This is a genomic window from Arthrobacter sp. StoSoilB22, assembly GCF_019977315.1.
GTDB lineage: Bacteria > Actinomycetota > Actinomycetes > Actinomycetales > Micrococcaceae > Arthrobacter.
Window position 1 is genome coordinate 1,528,111 of record NZ_AP024652.1, and the last position, 23,894, is coordinate 1,552,004.

At 59.5% G+C, this 23,894-nt stretch carries 29 protein-coding genes and 1 tRNA gene; 22 read left to right on the forward strand and 8 right to left on the reverse strand.

Annotated features, from left to right (window positions below):
- Positions 1 to 94 precede the first annotated feature (94 nt).
- Together LDN70_RS07205 and LDN70_RS07210 are read left to right on the forward strand one after the other, a co-directional pair.
- On the forward strand, positions 95 to 1,291 hold the full coding sequence (locus LDN70_RS07205) for a glycosyltransferase (protein ID WP_142939717.1): 1,197 nt from the start codon (positions 95 to 97) through the stop codon (positions 1,289 to 1,291).
- Positions 1,292 to 1,375: 84 nt separating this feature from the next.
- A tRNA-Ile gene (locus tag LDN70_RS07210) sits at positions 1,376 to 1,449 on the forward strand.
- A gap of 97 nt (positions 1,450 to 1,546) precedes the next feature.
- Here LDN70_RS07210 and LDN70_RS07215 read toward each other — a convergent pair.
- From LDN70_RS07215 to LDN70_RS07230, 4 genes are read right to left on the reverse strand one after another with little or no spacing between them, the layout of a single operon-like run.
- On the reverse strand, positions 1,547 to 1,870 hold the full coding sequence (locus tag LDN70_RS07215) for a hypothetical protein (protein ID WP_223942162.1): 324 nt from the start codon (positions 1,868 to 1,870) through the stop codon (positions 1,547 to 1,549).
- 10 nt (positions 1,871 to 1,880) lie between these two features.
- Positions 1,881 to 2,171 (reverse strand): tyrosine-type recombinase/integrase, encoded by a 291-nt coding sequence (locus tag LDN70_RS07220; RefSeq protein WP_286198877.1) that lies wholly within the window; start codon positions 2,169 to 2,171, stop codon positions 1,881 to 1,883.
- 17 nt (positions 2,172 to 2,188) lie between these two features.
- The gene (locus LDN70_RS07225) at positions 2,189 to 3,061 is read right to left on the reverse strand and encodes a tyrosine-type recombinase/integrase (RefSeq protein ID WP_223942164.1); all 873 of its coding nucleotides are present in this window, start codon (positions 3,059 to 3,061) and stop codon (positions 2,189 to 2,191) included.
- Complete coding sequence (locus LDN70_RS07230) at positions 3,054 to 3,542, reverse strand: helix-turn-helix transcriptional regulator (RefSeq protein WP_223942165.1); 489 nt, start codon at positions 3,540 to 3,542, stop codon at positions 3,054 to 3,056. The genes LDN70_RS07225 and LDN70_RS07230 overlap by 8 nt, the downstream gene beginning before the upstream one ends.
- A gap of 122 nt (positions 3,543 to 3,664) precedes the next feature.
- Between LDN70_RS07230 and LDN70_RS07235 the strand changes: the two genes are divergently transcribed.
- The 14 genes from LDN70_RS07235 to LDN70_RS07300 all read left to right on the forward strand — a co-directional run bounded on the left by LDN70_RS07235 (position 3,665) and on the right by LDN70_RS07300 (position 11,188).
- Positions 3,665 to 3,910, forward strand: coding sequence for a helix-turn-helix transcriptional regulator (locus LDN70_RS07235; protein WP_223942166.1), 246 nt, complete (start codon positions 3,665 to 3,667; stop codon positions 3,908 to 3,910).
- Positions 3,911 to 3,981: 71 nt separating this feature from the next.
- Entirely contained in the window at positions 3,982 to 4,338 is a 357-nt protein-coding gene (locus LDN70_RS07240; RefSeq protein ID WP_223942167.1) for a hypothetical protein, read from the forward strand.
- A 62-nt stretch (positions 4,339 to 4,400) separates the two neighbouring features.
- Positions 4,401 to 5,513 (forward strand): LvrA C-terminal domain-related protein, encoded by a 1,113-nt coding sequence (locus LDN70_RS07245; protein WP_223942168.1) that lies wholly within the window; start codon positions 4,401 to 4,403, stop codon positions 5,511 to 5,513.
- Positions 5,510 to 5,875 (forward strand): hypothetical protein, encoded by a 366-nt coding sequence (locus LDN70_RS07250; RefSeq protein WP_223942169.1) that lies wholly within the window; start codon positions 5,510 to 5,512, stop codon positions 5,873 to 5,875. Before LDN70_RS07245 ends, LDN70_RS07250 begins: the two co-directional genes overlap by 4 nt.
- A gap of 26 nt (positions 5,876 to 5,901) precedes the next feature.
- The gene (locus LDN70_RS07255; protein WP_223942170.1) at positions 5,902 to 6,072 is read left to right on the forward strand and encodes a hypothetical protein; all 171 of its coding nucleotides are present in this window, start codon (positions 5,902 to 5,904) and stop codon (positions 6,070 to 6,072) included.
- A gap of 4 nt (positions 6,073 to 6,076) precedes the next feature.
- Positions 6,077 to 6,322 (forward strand): HGGxSTG domain-containing protein, encoded by a 246-nt coding sequence (locus LDN70_RS07260; protein WP_223942171.1) that lies wholly within the window; start codon positions 6,077 to 6,079, stop codon positions 6,320 to 6,322.
- A gap of 12 nt (positions 6,323 to 6,334) precedes the next feature.
- Positions 6,335 to 6,667 carry a hypothetical protein gene (locus tag LDN70_RS07265; protein ID WP_223942172.1) on the forward strand — a complete coding sequence of 111 codons (333 nt, stop codon included), beginning with the start codon at positions 6,335 to 6,337 and terminating at the stop codon, positions 6,665 to 6,667.
- A 41-nt stretch (positions 6,668 to 6,708) separates the two neighbouring features.
- Positions 6,709 to 7,089 (forward strand): helix-turn-helix domain-containing protein, encoded by a 381-nt coding sequence (locus tag LDN70_RS07270; RefSeq protein WP_223942173.1) that lies wholly within the window; start codon positions 6,709 to 6,711, stop codon positions 7,087 to 7,089.
- 291 nt (positions 7,090 to 7,380) lie between these two features.
- On the forward strand, positions 7,381 to 7,941 hold the full coding sequence (locus LDN70_RS07275) for a hypothetical protein (RefSeq protein WP_223942174.1): 561 nt from the start codon (positions 7,381 to 7,383) through the stop codon (positions 7,939 to 7,941).
- A 22-nt stretch (positions 7,942 to 7,963) separates the two neighbouring features.
- Positions 7,964 to 8,632, forward strand: a complete 669-nt coding sequence (locus LDN70_RS07280) for a hypothetical protein (RefSeq protein ID WP_223942175.1) — start codon at positions 7,964 to 7,966, stop codon at positions 8,630 to 8,632.
- A 2-nt stretch (positions 8,633 to 8,634) separates the two neighbouring features.
- A complete protein-coding gene (locus tag LDN70_RS07285) occupies positions 8,635 to 8,973 on the forward strand; it encodes a hypothetical protein (RefSeq protein ID WP_223942176.1) in 339 nt (112 codons plus the stop codon).
- An 82-nt stretch (positions 8,974 to 9,055) separates the two neighbouring features.
- Positions 9,056 to 10,168 carry an ImmA/IrrE family metallo-endopeptidase gene (locus tag LDN70_RS07290; protein WP_223942177.1) on the forward strand — a complete coding sequence of 371 codons (1,113 nt, stop codon included), beginning with the start codon at positions 9,056 to 9,058 and terminating at the stop codon, positions 10,166 to 10,168.
- A 153-nt stretch (positions 10,169 to 10,321) separates the two neighbouring features.
- Entirely contained in the window at positions 10,322 to 10,699 is a 378-nt protein-coding gene (locus LDN70_RS07295; RefSeq protein ID WP_223942178.1) for a hypothetical protein, read from the forward strand.
- 222 nt (positions 10,700 to 10,921) lie between these two features.
- Positions 10,922 to 11,188 carry a hypothetical protein gene (locus LDN70_RS07300; RefSeq protein WP_223942179.1) on the forward strand — a complete coding sequence of 89 codons (267 nt, stop codon included), beginning with the start codon at positions 10,922 to 10,924 and terminating at the stop codon, positions 11,186 to 11,188.
- Positions 11,189 to 11,238: 50 nt separating this feature from the next.
- Here the strand turns inward: LDN70_RS07300 and LDN70_RS07305 are convergent, their stop codons facing one another.
- Positions 11,239 to 11,517: a hypothetical protein gene (locus LDN70_RS07305; protein ID WP_223942180.1), complete on the reverse strand. Its 279-nt coding sequence runs from the start codon at positions 11,515 to 11,517 to the stop codon at positions 11,239 to 11,241.
- A gap of 361 nt (positions 11,518 to 11,878) precedes the next feature.
- Between LDN70_RS07305 and LDN70_RS07310 the strand changes: the two genes are divergently transcribed.
- Positions 11,879 to 12,076 (forward strand): hypothetical protein, encoded by a 198-nt coding sequence (locus LDN70_RS07310; protein ID WP_223942181.1) that lies wholly within the window; start codon positions 11,879 to 11,881, stop codon positions 12,074 to 12,076.
- Positions 12,077 to 12,210: 134 nt separating this feature from the next.
- Here the strand turns inward: LDN70_RS07310 and LDN70_RS07315 are convergent, their stop codons facing one another.
- On the reverse strand, positions 12,211 to 12,759 hold the full coding sequence (locus LDN70_RS07315) for a hypothetical protein (RefSeq protein WP_223942182.1): 549 nt from the start codon (positions 12,757 to 12,759) through the stop codon (positions 12,211 to 12,213).
- 83 nt (positions 12,760 to 12,842) lie between these two features.
- Between LDN70_RS07315 and LDN70_RS07320 the strand changes: the two genes are divergently transcribed.
- From LDN70_RS07320 to LDN70_RS07330, 3 genes are all read left to right on the forward strand, one after another.
- Positions 12,843 to 13,883, forward strand: coding sequence for a phage minor head protein (locus tag LDN70_RS07320; protein WP_223942183.1), 1,041 nt, complete (start codon positions 12,843 to 12,845; stop codon positions 13,881 to 13,883).
- A gap of 231 nt (positions 13,884 to 14,114) precedes the next feature.
- Complete coding sequence (locus LDN70_RS07325) at positions 14,115 to 17,234, forward strand: phage tail tape measure protein (RefSeq protein WP_223942184.1); 3,120 nt, start codon at positions 14,115 to 14,117, stop codon at positions 17,232 to 17,234.
- A 119-nt stretch (positions 17,235 to 17,353) separates the two neighbouring features.
- Positions 17,354 to 17,566, forward strand: coding sequence for a helix-turn-helix domain-containing protein (locus LDN70_RS07330; RefSeq protein WP_223942185.1), 213 nt, complete (start codon positions 17,354 to 17,356; stop codon positions 17,564 to 17,566).
- Positions 17,567 to 17,806: 240 nt separating this feature from the next.
- Here the strand turns inward: LDN70_RS07330 and LDN70_RS07335 are convergent, their stop codons facing one another.
- The gene (locus tag LDN70_RS07335; RefSeq protein ID WP_223942186.1) at positions 17,807 to 20,584 is read right to left on the reverse strand and encodes an AAA domain-containing protein; all 2,778 of its coding nucleotides are present in this window, start codon (positions 20,582 to 20,584) and stop codon (positions 17,807 to 17,809) included.
- A gap of 242 nt (positions 20,585 to 20,826) precedes the next feature.
- Between LDN70_RS07335 and LDN70_RS07340 the strand changes: the two genes are divergently transcribed.
- Positions 20,827 to 22,017, forward strand: coding sequence for an acyl-CoA dehydrogenase family protein (locus LDN70_RS07340; protein ID WP_223942187.1), 1,191 nt, complete (start codon positions 20,827 to 20,829; stop codon positions 22,015 to 22,017).
- Between the two features lie 39 nt (positions 22,018 to 22,056).
- Here LDN70_RS07340 and LDN70_RS07345 read toward each other — a convergent pair whose 3' ends face one another.
- The gene (locus LDN70_RS07345) at positions 22,057 to 22,551 is read right to left on the reverse strand and encodes a M23 family metallopeptidase (RefSeq protein WP_223942188.1); all 495 of its coding nucleotides are present in this window, start codon (positions 22,549 to 22,551) and stop codon (positions 22,057 to 22,059) included.
- 407 nt (positions 22,552 to 22,958) lie between these two features.
- Here LDN70_RS07345 and rpsB point away from each other — a divergent pair, with 407 nt between their 5' ends.
- A complete protein-coding gene (rpsB, locus tag LDN70_RS07350; RefSeq protein WP_142939713.1) occupies positions 22,959 to 23,831 on the forward strand; it encodes a 30S ribosomal protein S2 in 873 nt (290 codons plus the stop codon).
- The last annotated feature ends 63 nt before the right edge of the window (positions 23,832 to 23,894 follow it).

Genomic DNA, 23,894 nt, shown 5'->3' on the forward strand with positions numbered 1-23,894 from the left:
CTTGCGCCACCGCTGTTGCGGGCGGCAACCCGGCGACACCGCAGCATTGCCACAAGCAGTGCTGTCCGCACCGTGACCATCAGGAGTTCTCCACGTGACCATTCCCGACACCAACAAGCCCCTCACTATTCTGATTGCCGCGGATACCTACCCGCCGCATGTCAACGGTGCCGCCCAGTTCGGCTACCGCCTGGCCAAGGGGATGACGGCACGCGGACACAACGTGCACGTATTGGCCTGCCGTCCGGACACAGGCAAGAGCTATACCGAGTTCCGCGATGAAGCCACCGTTCACCGGCTCCGCTCGCATGGCGTTTTCACCCATGAGTACTTCCGTATTTGCTTCCCGTGGGAAATCAAGAAGGAAATCAGCCTCCTCTTCGACAAAGTCCAGCCTGACGTCGTTCACATCCAGAGCCACTACATGATCGGTGAACACGTCCTCTACGAGGCCGTGAAACGCGGAATCAGGGTTGTGGCCACCAACCACTTCATGCCCGAGAACCTCAACCCGTTCCTGCCCTTCCCGCAGTGGTTCAAGGACATTGTGGGACGAGTTTCGTGGAAAGACATGGGCAAGGTCATGGGCCAGGCCGACGTGGTCACCACACCCACACCGCTCGCTGCCAAGGCCATGCACCAGCACGCTTTCCTGCGGAAGGTCCTGCCCCTTTCCAACGGCATCGACTCGTCCGCGTACGAGCTGCAGCCCGGTGAAGTCATTGAGCCGCATGCCAACCCCACCGTCCTGTTCGTGGGCCGGCTTGCCGAAGAAAAGCACATCAACGTGCTGATCGATGCCGTGGCCAAGACTCCACGGGAACTGAACGTGAACCTCGAAATCGTGGGTGGCGGCGAAGTTCGCCCAGCCCTTGAAGCCCAGGTAGCTAAGCTTGGGCTGGGGGACCGGGTGAGGTTCCTCGGGCTGGCCAGCGACGAGGACTTGCGTGAGGCCTACATCAAGGCCGACATCTTCTGCATGCCCGGGACAGCCGAGCTTCAGTCACTGGTGACGCTGGAGGCCATGTCTGCTTCCACCCCTGTGCTGCTGGCCAACGCCATGGCGCTGCCGCATTTGGTTCGCGACGGGGAGAACGGTTACCTCTTCACCCCCAACGACAGCAACGAGTTGGCGGCAAGGATCACCCAACTGGTGGAACTTCCCCGGGACGAGCTTGAGGCCATGGGCAAGTTGAGCCGCGAGATGGTGGAGCCGCACAGCATCAACAGCACCCTTCAGACCTTCGAGGACCTCTACCGGGGCGCTACGTACGAGGACATGGTGGTGTGACAAAAGCACTCTCCAGGACCTATTAGAATTGCTGGAGTGCTTTGCCCGGAACTGCTGCTTTGCGGTGGCCGGACCGGGCATCAAGGGGCTATAGCTCAGCTGGTTAGAGCGCGGGACTCATAATCCTAAGGTCCTCGGTTCAAGTCCGAGTAGCCCTACACGAAAACAGCCCCTGACCTGCGGAAACGCAGATCGGGGGCTGTTTCATTTGGATTCAAGATTGGGCCATCCACCGGAAACCCACCGGTTTGCAGATCAGGCAGCCTCCCACGGCTTGGCTATCTCGCCGGCCTTCATGCCATCCATGCGGGTGATAGTCGCCATCCAGTTGTCTTCCCCGCCATAGTGAGGGACAGGTATCCACACGATCTGTTCGCGGTTGGCGATGCGCTGTGCGACCTTCTCGGCCTGCTTTGTGTCGAACAGCCTGGGCTCTTGATCACCCTCTTGAATCGTGTAGCCGGCGCGAGAGTTTTTGTAACTCCACTTCCACTTCAGGTGGCCCGCAGCTTGAAGCCTGTCGAGGAAGGTTCCAAGGTGCCATTGCCGATGGATGTGGTAAGGGTTTGGAACTGACACTAGTTTCTCCTTATGAGCCGAACGCTTGGAGCGTGGCGGTGTTGTCTGGGGCTTGGTGCGTCTTCTGGACGTAGTGCTTGCGTGTGACGTTCTCGTTTGAGTGGCCGAGTTGGGCCGAAGCCACTGTCATTCCTGCGGACGCCTCAAGTAGGGTTCCTACGGTCTTTCGGAAGGTGTGAGGAGTGACCCACTGGAATCCCAGTTCATCTCGAGCGGAGCGCCACTGCTTCCGGAAGTTATTCGGGTCCCGAAGCGATCCGACGGCGGACGGGAACACGACGTCCCATGGGTTGGCCTCCATCTGGCCAATTTGCCGCCTCAGGAGCATTTCCACGGCAAAGGCAGGTAGGAATACCTTTGCCTGGAATTGGCGCTCTTAGGGTGGTCCTGGATCGTCAGGCCCTGCCTTGGGATGTACACGATTGTGCCGTTGACCGTAACGGTCGGCTTGTCAGACTTGAGGTCGATGTCCTTCCGCCGGATCGCCAGGGCCTCACCGATGCGGGCACCAGTGGCGAGCATGATGTCCACGACATCGAGGATGTCCACCGTGGGATATCGGCCGGCTTGGGTTTTTGCTGCTTCCCATTGTCGGAGGCCGGCACGCAAGGCGCCTACTTCAGGAACGGTCAGGGCCCGGACTTCCTTGTGATTCGTTGGGATCGTGGCGACGTCCCGCAGAGGGTTCCCATCCAGGGCGCCATGACGGGCGGCGAGTCCCAGCATTCCGGACAGGACCGTCTTGCAGAGCTTGGCTGTGGCGTTGCCGTGCTTGGAGCGCATGGTCTTCAGGAACCGGTCCAGGGTGGACACGGTGGCTTCCCTGATGCGGAGGCCTCCGACGCCTGGGGAGACGTAGTTGTCCATTATGTCCTTGTAGCGGCGGCGGGTGTTGAGGGCTCTGTCCGTGTCCTCGAACTCTGCCCACCAGATCAGGGCAAGTTTTGTGATTCTCGTGTCAGCGGTGATGTCTTCGCCGGCCGGCATGGCCCGATCAGTGAGCGCCGCTATGAGCAGGCGTTCGGCCTTGCCGCCCCTGTCGTTCTTGGAAGTGGCGACGGCGCGGGCCTCGACCTTGCGTGTAACCCCGTCGAAGTCCCGGAAGCGTGCCATCGCCCGCCAAACACCTGGCGTCACCTCGTCCCTGCTGATTTTCCCCCATGTACCTATCTGAAGCGGCGGCCTAGGCATCGTTGTTTCCTTTTAGGTCGAGGGGGTGCATGAACGTCAGCGTGTCGATTGCTTCCGCGGTTAGCTTGCGGCTGTCCTCCAGGGAGCTGTTCATGGCCGCCTGCAGCTCGTCCTGCTGATTCAGGATCTGGCGCACTACCTCAAAGGCCTTGATAACCATGGGGTCGTTCAGTGAGAGTGTGAGCGCGTCGAGTCGGGAACCTGTGATCGCGTATGACTCGGATATCTGCACGTCTTCACGTTTTTGATGCCGGAAAAGCTGCTGGATTCCGGCTCGGAAGACAACTGAGAGTGCGACGAGCTCAGCCGCAACAAACGCCCGCTTTCCACCCTCCGCTTGGGACACGGTGGATCTGGACCACGGCGCACCAAGTATCGCCCCAAGCTTCTCTCCAAGCTCCGCCTGAGACATGTCTGCGTGTGCCCGAAGCCGCCGAATGTTCTCCCCGATGACGGTTTCAATACGTTTTGCCTCGGCCATTGCCACGTCCGTTCCTGTTTAGAAATTCCTAACCCAAGTATCACCTAAGCGTTCAGGCTTGACAACATCGGACAGGGTACTAATAGTTAGATATAACTAAACAACAAATGAAATGTTTAGTTATGACTAACCACCAGGAGATCAGAATGGCAACCCTCCACCTGCCGGCCGGGCATGACGCCACGGACCGCCACCTAACCATGCAAGACCTTGCCGACCGCTGCGGTGTCTCGCTCAACACTGTTCGTCAGTGGCGCATGAAAGGCACTGGGCCGCGAGGAATGACGATCGGTAAGTACGTCCGGTTTCGACTCTCGGACGTACTCGTATGGGAAGAATCCCGCGCTGACTCGAATGGCGCAGCATAAGCCAAAGAAAACGGCCCCGAGGGTAGCCGCCCGCGGGACCGTCAATCGAATTTCCCTGGAAGGAAAACGAAATGTTCAACGACAGCATGACACAGCAGAGCACCGTAAAACCAGACCTCACGAGCACTCAGGACTTTGATGAGATCATGACCGACCTTCGCGCACCAGAAGCGTTTGACTTCAACTACGAGGCCTACAGCGAATGCGGAGTCGTCTCTTGGCGCGGACCGGCCGCTTCTACCAGCGATCAAACCATCAATATCGGCTTTGAGTGGTCACCTAGCAGCGGCACCACTGCAACCTTGGATGCCATTGAAGGCGCCGAATACACCGTCGCCCAACTTCGCGAGTTACACACCGCCCTCGGAATCGCTCTCGGTCAGCTCGGTAATCCATCGAGCGAAGGTCTGAACGCCATTGGCACGTAGGGCATGTCAGCCGGAACGCCCCCGGCTTCCCATGCAAACACAGACCAGATAGGAGGACCCCCTTGGATCAGGATCGCGACTTTACTCGCGAACCCATCGGGCGCTTTGAATGGGAACGCATCCTTCGACGCATCCAGGTGAGCTCTCCAAGTGTGAAGCTCGTCGGGTTCACTATGGCCACGTATGCGGACGCTGACGGCTGCCGGGTACGTCCAGGTCAAAGCCGGCTTGCTGCTGTGCTGGGGACAAGCATCAGCACGGTTCGGCGCGGCCAATCGGAGCTTGAAGAACTCGGCATGCTCGACATGGTTGCAAAGGGCCGCTCCTACGGTCGCGGGCACCAAGGTTCATTCGCGAGCGAGTACCGGCTTACCGTTCCCTCCGACTTACTGGAGAGCGTGCCGATGCTAGACCCAGATGAGCAGAACAACATGGCACCCATGCACGGTAGTTCCAAGAAGAACCGTGCACCAGTGCAACCTAGTTCCTCGGAACTACCAGTCATATCGGCAGAACTACCGGTCACTGGTGAAGAACTACCAGTCATATCGGCAGAACTACCGGTCACCCATGAGCACCCACCACAACATTCACACCACAACAAAGACCACAACAAAGAACAACAATCAGTCATCGTCGCCAAAGCTGACGCGCAGGCGCGAGAACAGCCAGAAGAGATAGATGCAAATCTTCTCCCGGAAGCACCCTTGTCCAAGGCCGCTCTGGCGAAACAACTCGCAGAAGACTTCAGCGACTGGTACGCGGTGTACCCAAAACACGTCGGCAGAGGGGCCGCCGTCAATGCCTACACCAAAGCACGCAAGAACGGTGCGACAGCAGAAGAGCTAATAGCAGGGGCAACGCGTTACGCGACCGAACGTAAACGAGAAGACCCCAAGTTCACAAAGATGCCTGCCACCTGGCTGAACCAGGAGTGCTGGGCAGATGAGCCCAATCAAACGGGTGCCAACCCATGGACGCCGGAATACCACTCACCCGTACCGCCCCAGTACGCGTGGGCCAACCTGCCTGCAAGGAACAGCAGCGAGAAACGAATGATGGCCAACCTGGAGGTCCTTGACGGCTGGAACCCAGGCCCCAAGGTGGACGTCTTCGAGCAGAAGGCCAACGAGCAGCAAGAACCGACCCCCGAAATCGAGGACAAGTCAGCATGAACACCGAACACCTCAAAGAGCTCATCCTGTCAGAGACGCCAACCCTGCCAATCCTTGACAAATCAGGGACGCCAGTCGGATTCGCAGACACTAAGGCGTTCATGACAGAAGGCCTCCGCATGGCCGCCCGCATCTCGCTGGCCAACGGAAAAGCAACACCAATCCGAGAGCACGTCCAAACACTTCTCACCCGACGCGGCGGAGACGACTACGCCAAGGCCTACATACGCGCCGTCTGGGCCCTTCAAGACGGATTCTTCGATAAAACCCTGGAAGCCCTCATGGCCAGAGGCGGAGACATCCGCCAAGGATTCGTAGATGGCTTCGATAACGACACCACCGCCCCAGAGCCTTGCTCATAAGCACCCACAAACCCTAAGGACCCACAGTGCCAAAGCAGAACCACGACATCGGGAAACAGAAGCGCCGGCCATTCAACATCGAAACAGCCATCGACACGGACTACCTTGCGCAAGAGCTAGTAGACCGCGGACTGGCCACCAGTCGAATCCTTGACAGGCCCATGACCGACCCCATGAAAGCAACGGAAGTGCGGTGACCTCATGAAGAGTCAGTGTGTAGCGAAAGCGAAGGGAACGGGGGAGCGTTGCCGGCGCCCGCCAATCGCCGGTGCCACAGTCTGCCGTGTGCACGGCGGAGCAGCACCCGCTGTGAAAATGGCGGCGGCACGCAGGGCCCAGGAAGCGGCGGCACAGCAGCAGATGGCGGTCCTTGGTGAACCCGTCGACGTGGACCCCGGCGAGGCACTCTTGAAGCTGGTCTCTTGGAAGTACGGAGAAGGGTTGTAGCTCCGTACTCAAGTGCAGGGGCTGCCCGTTGAGGACCTCACCTGGGGCCGGGCGCAAACGGACGTGGGGATAGGGCAGGAGGGGCCGATCGATAAGACTACAGAGAAGGCTGCGCCGTCCGTTTGGTGGGCGCTGTTGCGCCAGGCTGAGGACCAGCTGTCCGACTATGCGGCCCGGGCGCTGCGAGCCGGCGTGGATGAGCGTCGTGTGAAGATAGCCGAGCATCAGGGAAAGTTGGTGCACGCAACGATCCTGGCCATTCTCAACCGGCTTGCTTTGACCCCGGAGCAGTGGAGCGTGGCGAGGTCGGCCGCGCCGGAGGAACTGCGGAGGTTGGCAGGATGAGCAGCTATCGGCCGCCGAAGTTTAGTGCGCTTGGGGCACATGTGAGCGGGCCGAGCGCATGGGTCATCGTCAAGATTCTGGAGCGTGTCAGGGCCGTGGACAGCATCCAGAGGGCCTCCGCAGATGTCCGGGATGAAGCCCTAGAGACATACGACGCGTTGCGGGCAGCAGCGATTCACTGGCAGGAACAGAGAACGGGGACGACTCCACCAGACCCAGAGCAGGGTGAGAGCGCCAACGAGTCAGGATCTGTTACGCGTCCCCTGTCCGCGGTGGAGGCCGCGGCGCTCCTGGGGTGTACGGAGCGCCGTGTCAGGCAGCTTCTCGCCGCAGAACGCATCACGGGGTCACGTGTGGCTGGTAGGTGGTTGGTGGACGGCGACAGCGTCGATGACTACCTGATAGCCAAGTCCGTTGCATAGCGACTGGTAAGAGAACATTCGCAGGTCACGCGTCTGAACTTGCCTGTTATCAAGCGGGAAGAGGCGCAAATCAGGGATCTCCTTGCAAGCAGATCCACCGCTTACCCACCAGATAAGCCGCAGTTTCCGTCGCCGGAAGTCCGGAAGCCCGAACTGTGCGCCGTGTCAGAAGCTATAGCAATGGAGGTTCCTCCTGGAGCTCCTACCGGGTCAAGACACACCTGGCCCCGCTTGTGGAAGGGGGGGCCGGGTGCCGCCCGGAACCACACTTCACTGCCTAGGAGGGCCGCAATGACCATAGACGAAGAGATTCTGGCCGCACTCGAAGGCCGGCCAACTGCCAAGGAGCAGGCGGCCACAGATTCCGTCCTCAACATCCTCAACGGCGGACCTGCGCCAGATGAACGCGCTCACCGTAACGCTGTTCTCGAAGCCCTTGGACAGCCGACGCTCCGCGAAACCACACCTGGTGAACTATCGCTGCAGAGCCGCGGAGGGGAACTGGAAGCCATTGCGATTTGGGCAGCCAAGGGAGCAGCAGAAGCATCCATCAAATCCCTCTCGGAAGCCATCATGCGCACCGATGGGACAAAGGGCATCTACCTGGCAGAAGCCGAAGCAAAACAGATAGCCGATGAGGCTTACGCAATGGCCGCCAAACGAACCCCATACGAGGAAGAGCGGCAGCAGTCCGTTGCGCGAGCGACGGCCAAGCTGGCTGAGGTACTGACCCGAGCCAGCACCAAAGAGTCCGCGGCCAAACCGAGCAACACGCAGGCCGCCGCACGCACCCCAGGCGAGAAGCAAGTGACCCGCGGCGCCATCACCGGCGACGTAATCGAGCACTACTAGACCACAAGACGCAGGAGTAACCATGGGAATTTTCAGCAAGAGCCCTGAAGCAGCGCAGGCGGCGGTCACGAAGGCCGAGCAGACCGTAGCCGAGTGGGAACGCAAAGCCAGCGACGCACGCGCCGAAGCCGCTCGAATGGATGGTGAATCGGGCGCAGCCATTCTGGAAGACGAATCGGCCGCCGAGCGGATCACCCTGAATGTACAGACGCTGGAACGCAAAGCCCGCGCTTTCGACCAAGCTGCAGCAGAAGCCAGGAACAAGCTCCTAGCCGCCCAGAAGGACGCCCTCGAAGCAGAGGCCCGAGAAGAGCACAAAGAAGCCGCAGCACTCCGCAAGAAGGCTGATACCCACGACGCTAAAGTGGCTGCACTTCTCGGTGAACTTGAAAAGCTGGATGACTGCAGGTGGGACCGCGCTCAGTTCACGGACGAAATCTCAGGACGGGCTTACGGGCAGATGGTGGGCCTTGGCGATCGGCATCGCGGAGAGGCCTTACGCCACGAGACCCGGGGGGCAGTCATTGGCTACTTCATCGCCACAGGAAAGGTGCCCAGCGACTTCTATGACATCAACAACGTCATGGGCACCACGATCCCCGGATTCGCTCGCAGCATCCACGATGAAGACAACATCCCCCAATCCGTGCTGGCCGCACGGGACGCCGGCCTCAACCTCCAAGGGGCATAGTCATGAGTATCTCCGCTGAGACATGGGGGGCGACTGCTGACGGCGTGCATCAGATCGTTGCCGAGATCGACGCCGGTCGCGAGCACGGAACGCCTGAACAACGCGCATTCCTGGCCGGGGTGGTCGCCGGGTTGCGAGACCACAAGGGGCCGTTGGATCCGCTTCCAGATCTGTCTGATGATGCTGTTACCGCGCTCCGGAACCAAATCGAGGACCTGCAGGAACGGATTAAGAACGGGCATGTACCAGCGGCCACGGACGGAGGCAAACCGCGTCTTGATCTGTATGCCGCACACTTGCACATCGAAGCTCAGGCTGGGGTAGGGGAGGCGAACTTATGAGGCCGAAGAAAGGCCTGCGCCGGGCACGGCCCAGAACTTAACCTGAGTTGCGATATTCGCAAACCGAGATAGACTCAGCTCTATGGACACTCAAATTATTTCTCGTGTCCGGAACATAATGGACCGGTCAGGCCTAAACAATTCAGACTTTGCCGCGGCAATAGCCGCAACCCCAGACAAGCTCTCCAAGTCCCTAGGAGGCTCGCGGCGCTTTACAACCACGGAGCTAGCCTTGGTCGCTGAGCTCGGTGATACGACAGTTGAGTGGCTTCTGACCGGGAAGGAACGCAGGGCCCCTTCAATGGCGGCCAGAACGTCCGCTATCTCTGCCCCGGATGCATCAACCATCGACTCGATTGCACGTCGCTTCACGGAGGCAAGCGAACAGTTGCGTGTCTTGCGTGACGATGCACGATCTCTTTCGCCGCTTCCTGTCGTAGCCTCAAATTGGTCTGCTGTGTATCAAGGCGAGCAGCTCGCCGCTGAGGCCCACGATCTTATCCGCCAAGCAGGTCGTACGTTGTCCGCCGGCAACGACTTGATACCCACCATAGAAGCGGTATTCGACGTCGATGTCGCTGTGACCGAAATGCCAGGTGGGCTTGATGGCTGCGCTTGGCAAACCGATGAGCAGCGGCTCATCATCGCGAACAAGACTGCCAGATGGGCACGCCAGCGATTTACCCTCGCTCACGAACTGGGGCACATCCTCGCCTGTGATGCACAGGAGCTCATTTCCGAGGCAATGCATGCTTCTAGCTCTAGACTCACGGAAATGCGGGCAAACGCTTTTGCGGCTTCATTTCTTGTCCCTGAGGCTGAAATCCTGCCGCTCGTCACGGAGCCGGTGACACAGGTCGACTTTATGGGACTCGTCAATCTCTTCAGAGTGTCTCCTAAGAGCATGGCGTTCAGGCTCAAAAACCTTCGCAAGCTCGATGACAACTTGGTCAACCAGTGGGGTTCTTTGACAGCAGAGCAATGTGCTGCCGCCAGTGGACATCCCGAGATCATTGCAGAAGAAGCGAACAAGTCGGACGTGGACAGGCTTCCGCCCAGGCTTGTCTCTGAGCACGTCCGCCTTTTTTGGGAAGGGAAAGCCTCCGCTAGGCCCCTTGCATCGCTACTCAACGTGGATCCTAACTTCGTGATTCAGGAGTTGCGCCCCGTGATGAAGGTTGAGAGCCGGGGATAGGTGGGGACGCTTCTCTTTCCGGACAACACTGTCCTTTGTAACTATGCCGCGGTTGATCGTGTTGCCCTACTGACCGAGTTTCTAAGTGGCAATGGCCGTTGGACGCAGGCAGTACATTTTGAAGCTACATCTTCGGCTAGGCACCTGCCCGCTTTGAACGGAATCCTTGAAAGCGGGGCTATGGGTGAACCTATCGAAGTCTTCGAAGCTGACCGCATCGAGCGGATAAGGCTTGGTTGGTTCGGTGGAAGTTCAGACAAGCCGCTGGAGCACCTAGGCGAGGCGGAGACTTGTTACTTGATCCACAACGACAGCGACTTCGCGGGCTCCACATGGATAACAGATGACAATGCGGCCTACGACTTCGGCACGCAGCAGGGCATCCTCACTTGGGACACATTCGACACAGTCCAGCATCTCGTCAGCAGCTACACAATAACTCCACAAGAGGGTTTCGATCTCATGAAATCAATGTGGACAGCGGATCGCACTCCGCGGAGGATGCCCAATAGGTGGCAGGACCTTCAATAGCCAACATCATTTTCCATATTGGATGCCGGATTAGCGGTGGGTAAACGGTGGATGGTTGCCACAGATAGGCGATCCGCATCCAATATCGCCCGGCCCGACACGGGATTCAGCCCGGGGAACTCAGAACTGTGGCTTAGCAGACAACGGGAAACATCCTCGTAGGCTGCTTATCCGAGGCCCCACCTGAGCACTGCGCCCCGGCTTCAAGGCTACGATGGCGGGATGACTGACTCACCGAGGTTCATCGTAAATTTCCACACGGACGCCGGCGACGAATGGCAGACCGAAGAAGCCCGCTACATCCCCCGGGTGGGCGACCGGCTGTACCCCTATGAGGGCGCACCAAAGGATTTCTTTGAGGTCGAGGAAGTCTGGGAGGTGGGCGAGTCGAACGGCGCCGTCGTCCAGGGAACTCACGTCTTCGTCAAGAAAATCCCGGTAAAGGGCAGCCGACTCTACGCGGTCGACCCGTTCTACTACGACAACTAGCCAGACCAGCGGTCCGCCCCGTCTCCCGGGAGACGGGGCGGGCGTCGCATTTAGGACACTGATAGTTTCCCTGGCTTAGGTTTGGCCTTCTTTGTCACGATTCCCCAACCGTTTACCTCATTGCCATCTGCATCGCGGGAGCTCGTGTTCTGAGGATTCAGGGCTGATATCTCTTGAGCGATGGATAGCAACGCAGCGATCTCTACGACCTTCAGCCGCTGGTCAGTGTCAAGATGCTCAATGTCGGTGATGCTCCCCGAACTTTGGCCCTTGGCGGCTCCAATGGTTTCCGCGAGGGCGTCCCACGCCGTTGAATAGTCGTTGCTCATGTAGTGCTCCCCATGGTTTGGCGGCGTCGGAGGTTACCGACACCGCAACGCTATAGGTGAGGGCTGACACAAATGGATATGCTGACCCCCAACGCCTGCCATTCTGGGCCGGCGCATTGAATTTGGGGGATTCATGAAGAAGTCATTTCTAACTGTCGCTGTGATGGCAGGGCTTTGCCTGGCAGGCTGTTCGGCCAACACGCCTGAAGCGGTGCCACCAACAACCACGACACCCTCCCCAACAGGTACCCAGACCACGCCCGCCAGAGCGACGACTACGCCTACCCCAACGCCCACGGCGATAGCCACCAGCGGCTCCTACGCAGCAGACATAACAAAACTCGGAATCAAGCCAGACAACATGAAGAGCTACACAGCCTTTATGAAGGAAAGGATCTGCGAGCAAGACAGCATCGGACTTGGCATTGCCGTCCGCAGCATCGGCGGTGGAACGCCGGACTCAGGCGGGGGAGTGGACGTAGTCCGACTGACGAACGCCTATTTCTGCCCCACTAAAACGCAGGAGATCGAAGCCGCTTTGGACTACTTTGACCAGTAGCCGGGACGCCTGCCTGGAATATAGCGGTGGGTAAGCGGTGGACGGCCCCGTCTAATGGTCATATCTTGGCGTCATACGCCCAGCCTGACGCGGAATTCGCCGCAGGGGACTGAGAACCATCTGTTAGCAGGGCCCTATGCAGCAGGGTCCTTGGGTGACTTGGCCCGAACTGCATTCTCAAGAATCGTGAGGCCGGCCTTGACCCACTTTCCCTTATAAGGCCTATGTCCGGACGTCGCCATTGGGACTATTTGGTCGGCGCGGAAGCCATGCCGAACCAGCTCGGCGGCCAGCTCGTGGACGTTGAATGCATAGGTAAAGCTCTCGCCAGGCGCGAGCGTCTTGGGAAGCATGACTTGGGTCCCATAACTCTGAGCGGACTGTAGATATGTTCGGTTTGGGAGCTTGAACTTCACGCCGTGGACAACCGTCGATCCGACCAGCCCCACGTTGGTGACGTCTAGCGCAACATGCCACTCCTGCCGGTCTGGATCTGGCCCGTAGAGGCTGTTCCCCAAGAGAGTGAATGAGGTTGCCATGACTTTGAGTCGGGCCTTGTCGCTGTAGCGTGTCTGCATCGTCCAGAGAAGTGTTCCGACTGAGACAATAATTGCGAGGATGGGGAGAGCCTTCTCCCACCACTCGTCGCCTACAAGTTCCACCTGGACTACTTCAAGAATCATGAATTGATTCAATCATCTGGCCAGCCTTTCCGATGACGGAAGTCTGGAAGCGGTCCAGCTTCCACTCCCATGATGCTAGTCATATGACGATCACCCCCGAAACGCTCAGGCTCTCTGCCGATGCAAAGGACGCGCTACAGCGCATCTCTGACGGCCACCTGACTGCCCTCGTGGCTGCGTGGGTAGGGGTGTGGGACGAACTGGGCCCGGAGTTTGAAACAGCCATTCTGGAACTGGCTTTGGTGGCCACGGATGGCTCGATCTCCCGCGGGGCTTTGGCGCGTAGCAAGCGCCTCGCGTTAACACTGGAGCTGGCTACCCAGCGCTTGGAAGAACTCGCAGGCAAAATTGGTGAAACTGTCGGCCCGGACCTGGCGGCAATCGCAGAGGACGGCCGCGCCTCCCAGATCGCCATGATCCAATCCCAATTGCCGGCCGGGCAGATCAGCATCGTGACAGACCGCCTCAACCCACGATCCGTCGACGCTATGGTCAACAGGACACTCGAGCAGATCCACAAAGACACGCGGCCCTTGCCGGCGGATGTCGTTCGCCTCATGAAATCTGAGCTCATCAGGGGGATAGCCTTGGGAAATAACCCCCGCAAGACCGCGCAGCGCATCGTAAAACGAGCTGAGGGACGGTTCAACGGTGGACTTACCAGGGCCATGACGATAGCCCGCACAGAAGTCCTGGACATGCATCGCGTCGGTTCCCAGATGGCTGACAAAGACAACACCGACATCCTCGACGGCTGGCGATGGCACGCGGCCCTCAATGCCCGGACGTGCCCAAGCTGCTTGGCCAATCACGGCACGATGCATCCAGCATCGGAGCCTGGCCCGATTGATCACCACCAAGGCAGGTGTGCTCGGCTTCCGCAGACAAAGTCTTGGGCTGAGCTTGGCTTCACTGGAATGACAGAACCCGTGGACGCCTTCCCGGATGCCCGTGAATGGTTCGACAACCTGGAGGCAGAATCACAACTGGCGATCATGGGCAAGGAACGCCTGTCTTTGTTGCAGTCCGGAAAGATCCAGTGGCAGGGCCTGACGACCCGGACTCAAAACGGTCAGTGGCGTGACTCGATGACCGTCACACCTCTTGCCGCTCTTAGGCGCTAATCCGGTGGGTAAACGGTGGAACAGGAGTAGTCTCCACGCCGATTGCCAAGAATTTCCCGGATAACAAGGCGGCCAAGCGGTGCGACCTTAGAACAGGCCCTTAGCGGACTCACCTCCTGACCGGTATGGGCCGCCGAATCCCTTCCGTCCCCGGAAGCCCGGAAACCCTGACAACAGGGGCCGACATAGTCTCCAAACAAAACCTTAAACCGTTTTTTCCAAAGGAGAACCATGTCTGAACGTTCCGTCGTCGTAAGAATCCGAGCTGAAATCGGAGACTTCCGCCGCCAGATGGACCAAGCCGCAGAGGCCGCGGCCCGTACCGGGCGTGCTGTCTCTGAATCGGGGGACCGAGCCACGACAGGGCTCGGCAAGCTGGTGTCCTCCGCGAAACAGCATGAGCAGTCATGGTCCACCGCTGGTAACTCGCTACTAGGCTTCGGTGCCGCCGTGTCTGTAGGCGTTGGCCTGGCCATCGCCAAGTATGCAGAGTTCGACAAGGCCATGTCAGAGGTCAGGGCAGCCACCCACGCCTCCGCTGGTGACATGGACCAGCTTCGCGGCGCTGCTGTGAAGGCCGGAGCTGACACGTCGTTCTCCGCGAAGGAAGCTGCGGACGCGATCACGGAACTGGCGAAGGCTGGTGTGTCCACTGCGGACATCCTCAATGGTGGCCTGGACGGTGCACTGTCGCTGGCTGCTGCGGGTTCCATGGATGTGGCTGGTGCTGCTGAGTTGGCGGCCACGGCCATGACCCAGTTCAAGCTCAAGGGTGATCAGCTCCCCCATGTGGCTGACCTTTTGGCTGCTGGTGCTGGTAAGGCTCAGGGTTCTGTTGAGGACCTGGGCATGGCACTGAAGCAGGGTGGCCTGGTGGCTTCCGCTACCGGACTGTCTATCGAGGAAACCACTGGTGGTCTCGCTGCTTTCGCTTCGGCCGGTCTCATTGGCTCCGATGCTGGTACGTCCTTCAAGACAATGTTGCAGGGTCTCACGCCGAACTCTGCCGCCGCTGCCAGCAAAATGAACGAACTTGGGATCTCCGCGTACGACTCGCAGGGCCAGTTCATTGGCCTGTCGAAGTTCGCTGGTGTCCTGCAGAACTCCATGAAGGACCTCACCCCAGAGGCCCGGTCCGCTGCCATGGAGATCATCTTCGGTTCGGACGCTGTCCGTGCCGCGAACGTTCTGTACGAACAGGGCTCAGAAGGAATCACCGAATGGACCAACAAGGTCAACGACGCCGGGTTCGCAGCCTCCACGGCCGCGATCAAGCAGGACAACCTTGCAGGTGATCTTGAGAAGCTTGGTGGTTCCTTCGACACCGTCCTGATCAAGGGCGGGTCCGGGGCAGCCACGGCCTTGCGCGGCATTGTGCAGAGCGCTGAGGACCTTGTTGACGCCATCGGCGGCATTGACCCCGAAATGCTCAGCCTGATCGCCACCATGGCTGGTGTTGTTGGCGGTGCTGCACTCGTGGGCGGGGCATTCCTTAAGGTAGCCCCGGCCGCAATCGATACCGTCTCAGCGTTCCGGAACCTCGGAACTGAGGGCGGCAAGATCCCTGGCACGCTCGGCAGAATCGCCAAGGCCGCCGGCGGTGCTGTGATCGCCTTTGGTGCCCTGCAAGTGGCTGGCAGCATCTTCACTGAGAGCAAGACGAAGAGCACCACGGAATTCGCCAACGCCATGATGAAGGTCTCCGAAGCTGGGCAGAAAGCCAAGGCTTCGGACCTGGATTCAGTGTTCCAGGGGTATGGCAAAGCCTTTGGTATGGACACTGTGCAGAACGTCAATGGCATGGCTGACGCTGTTGCCCGTCTGAATAAGACCGGGTTGAGCGGGCTGCAGGGCTGGGAGAAGGACGTCAATCAGTTCTTCGACGGCTTCACAGGCATGTGGGGTCAGAAGAGCGAGCTTGGACAGCTCGAAGACCGCCTCAAGAGCTTCGGGGAGACGCTGGGCAACGTCGCTTCCACGGGTGGTGCTGCGTCCGCTGCGAAGTCCTTCAAGCTCCTGTCCGATGAGTTCGAGCGGAACGGCAAGACCGCGAAGGACGCCCTGGATAAGATGCCCGGTTACCGGGACGCTCTTATGCAAATTGGGCAGGCGGCCGGTGTTTCGCTGGAACCGCATGAGTTGCTGGAACTTGCTGTAGGTAAGATCCCTGACCGGATGGCGGCTGCCACTGCGTCACAGGAGCAGAACGCCAAGGCTGCTGAGGTGCAGGCCCAAGCCACGGAGGAAGCGAAAGAACGCCTCAATGATCTGGGCCTATCCGCTCTGGGAGCCATCGAGTCACTATCCAAGCTGATGGACAAGATGTTCGCGGCTGGCCTTGCAACCCTTTCCGCACGGGACGCCGAGTCCGCCTATCAGCTTGCCTTGGACGAACTGAAGGCGAAGATCGATGAAGTCAACGCATCCCAGACGGCTGGTAACGCGGTTTTGGATGCTGCGACTGGAAGTTTCGATCTGACTTCAGAGGCCGGCCGTGCGGCCAGTGCCGTGTTTGGTGACGTGGCTCAGAAAGCCATCTCAACAACAGAGGCCATGGCGAATAACGGCGCGACCCAAGCTGACCTGCAAAGCAAGCTTGGCAGTACCTATCAGTCCCTGTATGACACGGCACGGGCCTTCGGCGCCTCTGAAGCGAAGGCTGATGATCTGGCCCGTGCAGCGTTGGGCATCCCCAAGGATGTTCCCATCGCGACGGCGATTCAGAACTACGCCGATTCCATGGCGAAGCTCAACGGCGTCAAGACCGCGGCTGATGCTTTGGACGGCAAGGTGTCAACGGTCACGATCAACACGATTGAGCGAATCCAGCGGAACTACGAGTCGAATATCAATCCTGGCGCGGTGCCTAATGGTGGTCCGGAGCAGGTTCTGGGTAACGCTACGGGTGGCCGGATTAGTGATCTGCCTGGGTTCAGGTCTGGTGGCCGTGTCCCGTTTCCTCGACCTTCTGACATGTCGAAAGACAACGTGCTTGGTCTTGTGAACGGGAAACCGGTTGGTTTGCAGGGTCAGGAGTGGATCATCAACGGGGTCCAGTCGGACCGCAACGATCACTGGTTGAGGGCTGTGAACGATGGCCTGAACCTGGATGACGTCTTCACCGCTTATCAGGCGCCGTCGAAGTCCATGGCCGCCGGCTATGGTTCAGCCCTCTCTTACAGCGGTGCTGGTGCTCAGTCTGCCGGGCTGGGCACGTCCGTAAATATTGGGGACACCCACGTTCAGGTCTTGCTCGACGGCCAGGAACTGCGCAACACAATCCGTGTCGTTGCCGGCACCGTCGTATCTGATGCCGACGCGAACGCACGACGCTACCGGAAAGGCCGCTAACGGCTAGGCGGGCCTCTGTGGGGAACATGAGGGATATGAGGGAGGGAATGTTGGGTAACCTCACCCAAGCAGTAGTAAATGCGCAGGCATGGGAGTTGAAGTGGGTAGGTTCTCAAACCATGACGCCCAATGAAACTCAACGCGGGGATGCAACCGTGGCGCAGGTGGCCGAGTACCTGCAGTATCACCCAGTCACTGTCCGCACCATGGCCCGTTCGGGGGAGTTCCCAAACGCCTACAAGTCCGGGAGCGGGAAACGGAACTCACCACTGCGGATTCCCTGGGCCGACGTTGACCGCTGGCGGGAACGCCAGCCACGAGCCAGCCGATGACAGCAGCTAACCGCCCACCACTTACCCACCGGAAACAACGATTTGCAACGATATCTAACGAGTATTCAGGGGAGGGGGATTGGCTCATGTTCCCCGAGTTCTAGAGCATGACGGGTGATGACGAATGACGACGAAATCAGCCGTCTGCTAATCCTAAGGTCCTCGGTTCAAGTCCGAGTAGCCCTACATTTCATGCAGGAGCCGTGGCCGATGATCCATCGTCGGCCACGGCTCTTGCTGTCACTGGTCGCTAAGAGCGGCTGACAACTCGTGGCGAAGGCGTGCTTCCTCGCCACTGCCCGTGGTGGGCAAACGCACGAGGCGGATCTTGTGGGCGCGGCAGATGGCGTCTTTGAGTGCATCCCGCGCGCGCTGCATCGGATTGTTCTCATGGAACGCATAACCATCCACCTCAACGGCAAGAACGGGAATGTTGCTGATGCGGTTGTAGACCACAAAGTCCAAAGTTGCGCGGTTTTGGACGTAGGAATGCTGGTCGGGCGTGAGCATCGACAGGTCCGGCAGCAGGCTCCTCAGCACGACCTGCGGAGCTATGGCCAAGTCGCTGAAAGGCTCATCCCCGATCAGTTCAGTCAGCAGCGTCCATACGATGTTTTCCGAGGGGAACTGTGAGGTGCCCCGGACCCTGCTGGCAAAGGGCCTCAAAAGAGTCGAATACTCCGTGTACAAGAGGTCGAAGACAGACAACACACTGCTGTCAAAAACACCATCGTCCGGGTTTCGGTATCGGATGAAGTGAACCAGATCCCGAAGGTGGCGACTTGTTGGAAGCATCTCATGGTTGGTTACCAGCACGAACCGCTTCACTGCGCGGGAAACTGCGACATTGACCAAATGGGGGTCGTCCACAAAGCCAATGCCAGATTGCCCGCTGTTCGTTTCGTCCAGGACAGTGCTCATGATGATTACGGACTTTTGCCGCCCCTGAAACTTGTGGACTGTATCGGCCTGGATGTTATTGAGCAGTGCCTCTGTGACCTTGTCCACTTGCCGCCGATAGGGTGTGACCACGCCGATGTCGTGGTCAGGAATGCCTGAACAGAACTGGTCGAGTACTTCCTTGGCAATGACGTCTGCCTCGCGCTGGTTGGTTCGGCCACCACTGAGGTGCTGACGCATGTGGTTCCCGGCAGCAGTACGGACTACGACGAGAGGCCGGCGGCCCTCAGCGTCGCCGGTGGTATAGGGAACGAGTTGCCCGCCGTAGAACTTCCTGTTGCAATAGTCGATGATCGCAGGATCGCACCGGTAGTGCTCCCGGAGCATGGTGCGCGGAAGGTCGGCCCCGAATTGCCCGATCATCGAGGACAGAATGTTGTGCAGCGTGTAATCGACGTTTGGTGACGGTGCTTTCAAGGCGTTCCTTGAGGCTTTTTCGTCGGTGATGTGTTGGAGCTGCTGCAGGTCGCCCACAACGATGACGTTCCGGGCACATGAGAGCGCCAGACCGGCAGCGAGCAGATCAACCTGGGACGCTTCGTCGATGATCAAGTAATCCAGGAGCGTTCCCGTGGGAACGTTTCTTCGCAAGGAGTGGCAGGTGCTGAGTACTACCGGATAGTCGGAGGTGAATTCTGCGAAGGCAGTCTTGTAACTGCTTTCCGTGTAGGTCCTTCTCCGCTTCCGGGCATATCGAAGATGGAGTGCCGCGTCGAGCCGTTGCCTGGAGGCCAGCTGATGGTCCTCTTCCAGAGCCGGGTAGTCCTCGGCAGCCAGAATCTCATTCCCTCTATCAATGAGGCGCCCCAGCTCTGCGATTTTCTTATGGTAATAGGCGCCCTGCAGACCCAGGACAACATCAGTGTCGCTGCTGTTCGCTTTGCCCAGTGCCCCGTATCGCAGTCGAAGTCCCATGCGTCTGAAGAACCTGCGCAGCGGACCCTCATCCTGAGGGACGGAGGACGTCTCGGCCAGAAATTCGAGGATGCGGCGGGACGAGCCGGGCAGGGTCGGTACTGCGCTCAGTCCATCGGAGTCAGGGTGGGTCGCGTGAAGGAAGAAATGGCGCCTCTCGAGTTTGAACGCTTCCAACTCCTGCTTCCACTGCGCCAGCTGCAGGGCCGTCTCCTGTAAGCCGCGCAAGCGTTTGTCGAGGGCAGCTACCTGCTCCGCTGGAGGCGCTTCGTGGCGGGGTCTGCTGAGGAAGCGATCGACATCGGCATTTCTGCTTTCCTGACGGGCGAAGAATTCGTCCATTTTCTCCTTGCGTCGAAGGTCCGCCACGATGTAGCCCACACCTTCTTGCACGAGTTTGTCGCGAACATTCTCAACTGCGGCGTTATTGAAGGAGACGACTCCAACCGTCTTGCCCGGAACGGCGACAATGTTGGCGACGACGTTGAGTATGGTTTGCGTCTTTCCTGTTCCGGGCGGACCGTCGATCACGGAGATTCGGTGGCTGAAGCCCTTCAGCAGGGCCTCACGTTGGCTGATGTTAGAGGGGAAGGGCAGGATGGGGTGCTGTTGATCCTGCCCTGCGGAATCAATGGACTGACCCTGGAGGTAAAGTTCCAGCGCGCTTCCTTTCGGGATGTTCCGAAAATTCTCATACTGCCGGCGGAGTGGGTCATCCTCCCGCAGCTTCGACGACACATCCCGCCAGTAATCAAGGACTGCTTGGGCCTTTAGTTCTTCATCGGACGGCCGGGCGATGGCTATCTCAGTGTCCTGACAACTTTGATACCCGATTCCCGAACCAGCCGCGTGAAAAACACGCCACCATGTTCCCTGGGGCGACTCGAAGCGGAGAACCTCTGTAACGCCGTCAAGCAGCCTGCCCCGAATGGTCACCGTGTCCTGGCGCCCAAGGTTTGTCGACGCCGGATTCCGCAGGATGATGACGTTTTCCGCTGAGTACTTGTAGCTCTTTCCGGAACCAAAGGTCAGCCGCACGAAGGCGCCGTCGGCACGGTACTCCACCACCTCAGAGGTCTTGTCATCAAGACCTTTGTGGTGGCGGCTACGGACCAGAATCGCCTCGCGTCGTGGATTGATCATCGGAAAGTCCCCCAGTTGAGTGCGGCGCATCACAACCGACGTTACAGAACGGTCGCGTGGGAACAGTGCATTGGTGACCGGGAATGGGATGCCCTCCATTGCGGGGACCGTAGAACGTGCGGTATGTTACTGAGCAGTAACTTACTACCTGCCGGTACCTTGGCTGCACCGTTTCCCATCGAGGCTGTGCAGTTCTTCCGGACCTGATGTGGTCGCAGGCGACCACCCTTGAAGGAGCGAATATGTCCAACGCTGCATTCGACGCCACCAACCTCCCGTATGCCGACGGCGACTTCTACGCCTTCGAGCAGATGCTGACAGGAAAAGAGCAGGACCGTCTGGCGGAAGTCCGCGAATTCCTCACCCGCGAAGTCAAGCCCATTGCCGTGGATTGCTGGAACCGTGGCGAGTTCCCCATGGACCTCATCCCCAAGCTTGGCGAACTGGATCTCGTCAGCCCGGTTCGGCGTCAGGGGTACTCCAACCTGTTCGCCGGCATGCTCCACGCAGAAGTGACCCGTGCTGACGCTTCGATCGCCACGTTCATGGGTGTCCACGACGGGCTCTTCACGGGCTCGATTGAGGCCCTGGCGTCGCAGGAGCAGAAGGATGCCTGGCTGCCGGACATTTACTCCCTGAAGAAGATCGGCGCCTTCGGACTGACCGAGCCCCTGGGTGGCTCCGACGTCGCTGGTGGAACGCGCACCACCGCCAAGCGGGACGGCGACACCTGGATTCTCAACGGCGCCAAGCGCTGGATCGGCAATGCCACGTTCTCCGACTGGGTGGTCATCTACGCCAAGGACGTGGAGGACAACCAGGTCAAGGCGTTCCTGGTGGACACCGCACTTCCGGGCTACTCGGCCAGCAAGATCGAGAACAAGATCTCCCTGCGTACGGTCCAGAACGCGGATATCGTTCTGGACAACGTGGTGGTGCCGGACTTCTTCAAGCTTGCCAACGGCAACAGCTTCCGTGATACCAACAAGGTGCTCAAGGTGACCCGTCTGGCTGTGGCCTGGCAGGCTGTGGGGCTGCAGATGGCTGCCTTCGATGTCGCCCGCAGTTACGCCGTGGAGCGTCAGCAATTCGGGCGGCCGCTGGCGGCGTTCCAGTTGGTGCAGAACCAGTTGGTCCAGATTCTCGGAAACACCGTAGCCTCCATGGGCATGATGGTTCGCCTGGCCCAACTCGAAGACGCGGGTGTGGCCAAGGACGAGCAGTCGGCTCTGGCGAAGGCCTTCACTACGGCACGCATGCGCGAAAGCGTTGCGCTGGGACGCAGCATCCTGGGCGGCAACGGAATCGTTACGGACTACGGAATGGCCAAGATCTTCTCCGATGCGGAGGCCATCTACTCCTACGAGGGCACGCATGAGATCAACACTTTGGTGACCGGCCGTGCCATTACGGGCGTTTCTGCCATCGTCTAAGACGCTTGCTGCGTGGCGGGGACCCATCTTCGGCGGCGATCAGTGCAGCGGCAACAGGACGGATGGCCGCATGTCCTCCACGAGACCCAGGGGATTGACATAGTCCTCGCCGCGCCGCACGCCCCAATGAAGGCATGCGGCGCTGTTGCAGTGACCGGGCTCTACGGTGCCCATAACCTGACCCTTGCGCACGGTGTCACCGGCTTTGAGTTCACTGCTCACCGGCTCGAAGCTGCTCTTGAGGCCATCGCCGTGATCGATGGTCACTACAGGACGGTCAACCACGACGCCGACAAAGGTCACCACGCCATCCGACGGCGCGGTGACCGGGCCGCCGTCGGGCGTTGGCCCTAAATCAACACCCCGATGCCCGCTGAGCCAGGGCTTGTCCGGCGGGTCGAACGTTCGCAGCACGGCAGGTTTGGGGGAGAGGGGCCAACTCCAGCGTGGGTTGACCGGCGCAGGCGTCATGGCAGTGGTCGCCACGACGGTCAGGGCGGCAACAGCGGCCATCAGGGCCTTCAAAAACGTCATGGACCAAGCCTTCTGCCGAACGCCCCCTGGATCGATCCCCGGGCTTCCGTATGTGGATAACGCGTGGTTTCCTACGGTCAAAACGGTGGGGTCGCTGTAGTACACTTGGTGGAGCAGTTTGCTGTGCCCTCGAGCTTGTTCAGGAGCATGTCTCATTCAGATGTGCGGGGGTCCCAGGCTGACTACGCGTATCCAGCCCTCCACCAGCGAAGCCTCACGGTTTTGTGCTGCGGAGGATTGTGCCTCTTGCGGTCCGGCAGAGCTTAGGCTCCATGCCGGATGAGAAGCGCAATGGATGCCAGGAGCCGCGCCCATCCGGGCAAAGGCTAAACAACCGTCAACTATTGGCAGGGTAAGAGCAGTCCCATGGGCTCTCTCATGAATGACCTGCCGGAAGGAGCGTCGGCATGCCCGTCGTAACTATGCGCCAGCTGCTTGACAGCGGCGTCCACTTTGGACACCAGACCCGTCGTTGGAACCCGAAGATGAAGCGCTTCATCTTCACGGAGCGCAACGGCATCTACATCATTGACCTTCAGCAGTCGCTGTCCTACATCGACCGCGCCTACGAGTTCGTCAAGGCTACTGTTGCCCACGGCGGCACCGTCCTGTTCGTCGGCACCAAGAAGCAGGCTCAGGAAGCAATTGCCGAGCAGGCTACGCGCGTCGGCCAGCCGTACGTCAACCAGCGTTGGTTGGGCGGTATGCTCACCAACTTCCAGACCGTCGCCAAGCGTATCCAGCGCATGAAGGAACTCGAAGAGATCAACTTCGACGACGTCGCCGGTTCGGCTTACACCAAGAAGGAGCTCCTGCTCCTCAAGCGTGAACTCACCAAGCTTGAGTCCAACCTCGGTGGTATCCGCAACCTGACCAAGGCTCCCTCGGTCCTCTGGGTTGTTGACACCAAGAAGGAACACCTTGCTGTTGACGAAGCCAAGAAGCTGAACATCCCGGTTGTTGCCATCCTGGACACCAACTGCGATCCCGACGAAGTTGACTTCCCGATCCCGGGCAACGACGACGCCATCCGCTCCGTCAACCTGCTGACCCGCGTTGTTGCCGACGCCGTGGCTGAGGGCCTCATCGCCCGCAACCAGCGCGCAACCGGCACCACCGAAGCTCCGGAAGAGCCGCTGGCTGAGTGGGAGCGCGAGCTCCTCGAAGGCAGCAAGGCCGAAGAAGCAGCGGCAACCGAGGCTCCGGCAGCAGAAGCTCCCGCAGCTGAGGCTCCCGAGGCAACTGAAGCTGCAGCCGGCGAAGCCGAAGAAGCCAAGTAAATCTGGACCTTCCCTGATACCCGAAACGGCACCAGGGGCAACTGACAGGATGGCGGCTCACAC

Coding starts and splice junctions, on each gene's coding strand:
- LDN70_RS07340 (WP_223942187.1), top strand. CDS start 20,827: ATGTCCAACGCTGCATTCGACGCCACCAACCTCCCGTATGCCGACGGC.
- LDN70_RS07235 (WP_223942166.1), top strand. CDS start 3,665: ATGACTAACCACCAGGAGATCAGAATGGCAACCCTCCACCTGCCGGCC.
- LDN70_RS07260 (WP_223942171.1), top strand. CDS start 6,077: ATGAAGAGTCAGTGTGTAGCGAAAGCGAAGGGAACGGGGGAGCGTTGC.
- LDN70_RS07225 (WP_223942164.1), bottom strand. CDS start 3,061: ATGCCTAGGCCGCCGCTTCAGATAGGTACATGGGGGAAAATCAGCAGG.
- LDN70_RS07325 (WP_223942184.1), top strand. CDS start 14,115: ATGTCTGAACGTTCCGTCGTCGTAAGAATCCGAGCTGAAATCGGAGAC.
- LDN70_RS07230 (WP_223942165.1), bottom strand. CDS start 3,542: ATGGCCGAGGCAAAACGTATTGAAACCGTCATCGGGGAGAACATTCGG.
- LDN70_RS07240 (WP_223942167.1), top strand. CDS start 3,982: ATGTTCAACGACAGCATGACACAGCAGAGCACCGTAAAACCAGACCTC.
- LDN70_RS07345 (WP_223942188.1), bottom strand. CDS start 22,551: ATGACGTTTTTGAAGGCCCTGATGGCCGCTGTTGCCGCCCTGACCGTC.
- rpsB (WP_142939713.1), top strand. CDS start 22,959: ATGCCCGTCGTAACTATGCGCCAGCTGCTTGACAGCGGCGTCCACTTT.
- LDN70_RS07305 (WP_223942180.1), bottom strand. CDS start 11,517: ATGAGCAACGACTATTCAACGGCGTGGGACGCCCTCGCGGAAACCATT.
- LDN70_RS07220 (WP_286198877.1), bottom strand. CDS start 2,171: ATGGAGGCCAACCCATGGGACGTCGTGTTCCCGTCCGCCGTCGGATCG.
- LDN70_RS07285 (WP_223942176.1), top strand. CDS start 8,635: ATGAGTATCTCCGCTGAGACATGGGGGGCGACTGCTGACGGCGTGCAT.
- LDN70_RS07300 (WP_223942179.1), top strand. CDS start 10,922: ATGACTGACTCACCGAGGTTCATCGTAAATTTCCACACGGACGCCGGC.
- LDN70_RS07320 (WP_223942183.1), top strand. CDS start 12,843: ATGACGATCACCCCCGAAACGCTCAGGCTCTCTGCCGATGCAAAGGAC.
- LDN70_RS07315 (WP_223942182.1), bottom strand. CDS start 12,759: ATGATTCTTGAAGTAGTCCAGGTGGAACTTGTAGGCGACGAGTGGTGG.
- LDN70_RS07310 (WP_223942181.1), top strand. CDS start 11,879: ATGAAGAGCTACACAGCCTTTATGAAGGAAAGGATCTGCGAGCAAGAC.
- LDN70_RS07275 (WP_223942174.1), top strand. CDS start 7,381: ATGACCATAGACGAAGAGATTCTGGCCGCACTCGAAGGCCGGCCAACT.
- LDN70_RS07290 (WP_223942177.1), top strand. CDS start 9,056: ATGGACACTCAAATTATTTCTCGTGTCCGGAACATAATGGACCGGTCA.
- LDN70_RS07335 (WP_223942186.1), bottom strand. CDS start 20,584: ATGATCAATCCACGACGCGAGGCGATTCTGGTCCGTAGCCGCCACCAC.
- LDN70_RS07250 (WP_223942169.1), top strand. CDS start 5,510: ATGAACACCGAACACCTCAAAGAGCTCATCCTGTCAGAGACGCCAACC.
- LDN70_RS07280 (WP_223942175.1), top strand. CDS start 7,964: ATGGGAATTTTCAGCAAGAGCCCTGAAGCAGCGCAGGCGGCGGTCACG.
- LDN70_RS07330 (WP_223942185.1), top strand. CDS start 17,354: ATGACGCCCAATGAAACTCAACGCGGGGATGCAACCGTGGCGCAGGTG.